3 protein-coding genes are annotated in these 3,770 nt (G+C 67.6%); 1 reads left to right on the top strand and 2 read right to left on the bottom strand.

Annotated elements, in window-relative coordinates; all coding sequences use genetic code 11:
- Nucleotides 1-152 precede the first annotated feature (152 nt).
- A complete protein-coding gene (locus VN779_RS16015) occupies nucleotides 153-1,592 on the bottom strand; it encodes a pectinesterase family protein (protein ID WP_325724031.1) in 1,440 nt (479 codons plus the stop codon).
- A gap of 430 nt (nucleotides 1,593-2,022) precedes the next feature.
- Here VN779_RS16015 and VN779_RS16010 point away from each other — a divergent pair, with 430 nt between their 5' ends.
- Entirely contained in the window at nucleotides 2,023-2,376 is a 354-nt protein-coding gene (locus tag VN779_RS16010) for a hypothetical protein (RefSeq protein ID WP_325724030.1), read from the top strand.
- Here VN779_RS16010 and VN779_RS16005 read toward each other — a convergent pair.
- Nucleotides 2,369-3,770: hypothetical protein (locus VN779_RS16005; protein WP_325724028.1), on the bottom strand; the 1,402-nt coding region annotated here is incomplete at its 5' end. The two genes, VN779_RS16010 and VN779_RS16005, sit on opposite strands and share 8 nt — an antisense overlap.

Below are 3,770 nucleotides of genomic sequence, written 5' to 3'. Positions count from 1 at the left end.
GCGATCGCAAGGCGGCGGAGCGTCCTCATGGGGCATCTGGCAGTGTCCGATAGGTGCCTGGCGGCACCGGGGCTTCGCCAACGCAGCGAGCGTGCGTGGCAGGCGTCGCGGCCCCGGCGAAACTTCTTACACACGGCCTAGGGTCGGTGTGGTCAGCCGATTGGGTTCCAGGCGTCGGAGCCGGCCAGGTACTTCTGCGGGATGTAGTTGGCGGCCTGCGCGTCGGTCATTTGCGGCCGGTTGCCGTTCAAGGTGGCTCCGGGGCCGGTGTCCTTGTATTCGAAGAAGCGCGCGTTGGTCCACGCGTTGCCGCTCATGTCGATCCACGGCTGGCCGGTCGCGATCGTGGCGCTGAGCGTGGATTCCCGGTAGAGCACCTGTGCCGCCGGGCCCCAGGGGCGGCCCAGTTGGGTGGTGTTGTTGACCGCGCCGGTGATGGTGGACTTGTAGATCAGGAAGCCGTAGGTCTGGCTCGCCGGGGTGCGCGCCGCGGTGACCGGGCCGCCGGTCGTGCGCTTCTCGTAGATGTTGCAGGTGTTGAACACGGCGGTGCCGCCGCCGAAGATGAAGTCGACGGTGCCCTCGATGTAGTTGTTCACGAAATAAGCCCGCGCTCCGTCGTTGACCAGCAAAGTGTCCTGATTACCCAGGAACCGCACCCCGTTGAAGACCGCTCTGTCGGCTGTGACGTTCGCGGCTACGGCCTGGCTGCCGACTCCGTAGTCGTTGGAGATGGTCAGGTTCTTCGCGGTGAAATCGTGGCCGTATACGAACACGGTCGCGCTGCCGGCCGTGCCGTAGCCGCCGGCGTTGCTGCGGTTGTTCACGATCACCGTGCTGTTCGCGGAGGAGCCGAGACCCTGCAGCGTGACATAGGGCTTGTTCGCGGGAACGGTCACGATCTCGCGGTAGGTGGCCGGCTTGATCGTGATGGTGACCGGCCTGGTGTTGCCCGCCGGTACCGCGTCGATCGCGGCTTGGATCGTCGTGTACTTACCGGTGCCGTCCGCGGCTACTGTCGGCGGTCCGGAGGTGGGGCTGCCGCTTGGGCTCGCGCTCGCGCTCGCGCTTGGACTCATCGACGGGCTTGCGCTCGAGCTGGCGCCGGCTGTTGGGCTCGCGCTCGCGGACGGACTCCCGCTCGGTGATGTGCTGCCGGTGCACGTGAAGCCGTTGAGCGCGAAGGTTGTCGGCGAAGGGTTGCTGGCGGTGAACGACCCGTTGAATCCAAAGCTCACGCTCCCGTTGGTCGGGATCGAGGCGTTGTAGGACACGTTGGTGGCGGTGACCGTCGACCCGCTCTGCGTCACCGTGGCGTTCCACGCTTGGGTAACCGTCTGCCCAGCCGCGAACGACCACGTCAGGGTCCAGCCGTTGACCGCGCTGCCGAGGTTGGTGATGGCCACGGACCCGCCGAAGCCGCCGGGCCACTGGCTGGTGACCGAGTAAGTGACCTGACATCCGACGGTCGCCGCCTGCGATTCGACCGCGATACCCGCCACCAGCCCGGCCGGTAGGAGCAGGGCCGCCGCCGCTGCGGCCAGGCGCCAACTTTCCGGCCTGCGAGAGCGGCTTGCGAGCGATCGGGGCATGTCGAAATCCTTGGCATTGTCAGTGCAAACATTGCGGCTGGACGGCGGCGTCTACTTCCAGAGGGAGCGGCGTGCACCGGGAAACTGCCCGAGGGTTGCGGGGACTGTCAATACCGCGCAATTCCGGCATGACGCGGCGGCCGCGCGCCGGGCGACCGACGTGCGGGACCACCACGCGGAGAAGGGATGGAGCCGAGAGGGGGCGTGGTTCTTTCACGCGGATCTTGCCGGCGCGGATTTCGCGGGAGCCGGTGGTGGGATAGCCAAGACCGGAACCGGGACGCTCACATTGACCGGGCACGCATCGACCGGAGCCGGATCCGCGCCGATTCAAGCCACTGGCAGTGTCCATCTCGCGGGCGCGTTGAACGTCAATGCCGCAGCCGCATCGGGCCTTGCGCCGGGGGAGAAGATCACGTTTGTGCGGAACATGAGTGATCAACCGGTCGTCGGAACCTTCGCAGGGCTCGGTGAAGGGGCCATGCTGTCCGGCGCGGGCGGCGGAACGTACCGAATCAGTTTTGTGGGCGGCGACGGACACGATGTCGTGCTCACCGTCGTCGCGGCGCCGAATCAGTGCGCAGCGGCGTCGAGCCGGAATGGAGGCGGGTCCGGCGCAAGTGCGCAGAGCTCAAGCGCCGCGGATCACGCCGGATTCAGCATGTCGGCCATCCTCGCTACGGCCGCGGCAGCCATCGCGGTCCTGGCAGGACTTTCGGGCCTCGCGTTCGTGCTGCTGCTGCGCCGACGTCGTCCCGCCAGGACTTCGCGCGAAATCAGCTAAGGCTCAGGGTGGCGATCGTCAACGTGCGCGTCGTGGGGCCGGTCCCATTGAGCGCGCCCGCGTACGACGGATTGGCCGCAGGCGCGGCCCAGAGCAGCCCACCGCTCGGCAGCACGGCTATGTCACCGGCGATGTGCGCCTGCACGACGAGATCCGGGGTCAGGAATCGACCGTTCTTGTCGATGACCCGGATGTGCGTACCGGTGAACGTGCCAGTGCACGTACCCGCGTTGCACGAAGCCCTCGCGACGCTTTCCCACGAGACCAGGAAGCCGTTCGCGCCGTAGGGAGCAATGTGCGGATTCACGTTGTCCACCGAGGGATCACCGGTCAGATAGACCGGGTTGCCGACGGCCGCGGTGGCGCCGCTGTTGAGGAAAGAGACCGCGACCTGATGGGTTTGCCACCGCGGCGTCACGGTCCAGCCCCGCCCGGAAGAATCAGCCGGGTTGAGCTTCTGTGACGCCATGCCGGTGGAGGAGAAGAGGGTGGCGAACCTGCCGCTCGACGTGCGCGTGAGACCGCCGGGAATCCCGCCGCAGTATCCCGCCCAGCATTGCGCGCGCTGGATCACCGGTGCATCGTCGGGCGCGGCGATCCCGGTGCTGACGAACAGTCCCGAGCGCCAGTCGTCGTAGCACAGTGACGCGAACGATCCCGAGGCCTGCGGCCACAGGTCGATGCCCTCGTTGTGGCTGCATCCCCACGACCAGCCGCCGGAAAGCAACGCGCCGCCGGAGCTTACGTAGACCAGCTTGTCGCCGTAGTGACCGCTGGCGAAGCCGCCCGCGCCGTGGATGACGAAGTAGGCGCCGAAGCGCGTCCCGTCCCAGCGCAGCGCGCCATCGAGCACCGGCGCGGTGTCGTTCGAGGACGCCCCGGTGAGTTTGACCGCCCACATCCGGCTGCCATCTGAGCGATAGCGCACCAGCCAGGCCGCGGTCTCGCCCCACATGTTCGTGCTCGTATCCGCCATCCGGGTAAGCAGCGCGAAGCCGTCGTTGAGCGCGACCAGGCCGCTGACTTCTTGCGCGCCGGAGACGACGATGTCGGAACCGGACCGCTTGCCCGAGGAAGTCAGCGGACTGACGTGGATGCCGCCTGAAGCCTGCCAGGCGACGTACACATCGCCGTTCGGCGCGGCCTCGGTGTCGATGCGGCGCCATTGCGGCACCTCGTTGTATCCGGACTGTAGGTATGTGGTCGAGGCGCTGAGGTCCAGCTGCGTCGTGGACAGATCGGCAGCGAGGGTTGTACCGGAAGGCGTGTGACTCGGCGAGGGCGAGGCGCTTGCTGACGTGCTGGGTGTCGCGGACGGCGCGCTGGCGGCGGGCGACGGGCTCGTCGTCGCTGCCGCGACGGCGGTGTGGGTCGGGTTGTGGGCGACCGCGTAC

The sequence above is a fragment of the Actinocrinis sp. genome (assembly GCF_035605935.1).
GTDB lineage: Bacteria > Actinomycetota > Actinomycetes > Streptomycetales > Catenulisporaceae > Actinocrinis.
The sequence above is the reverse complement of the archived record's forward strand: the minus strand, read 5'-3'. Positions and strand labels throughout refer to the sequence as shown.

Coding starts and splice junctions, on each gene's coding strand:
- VN779_RS16015 (WP_325724031.1), bottom strand. CDS start 1,592: ATGCCCCGATCGCTCGCAAGCCGCTCTCGCAGGCCGGAAAGTTGGCGC.
- VN779_RS16010 (WP_325724030.1), top strand. CDS start 2,023: ATGAGTGATCAACCGGTCGTCGGAACCTTCGCAGGGCTCGGTGAAGGG.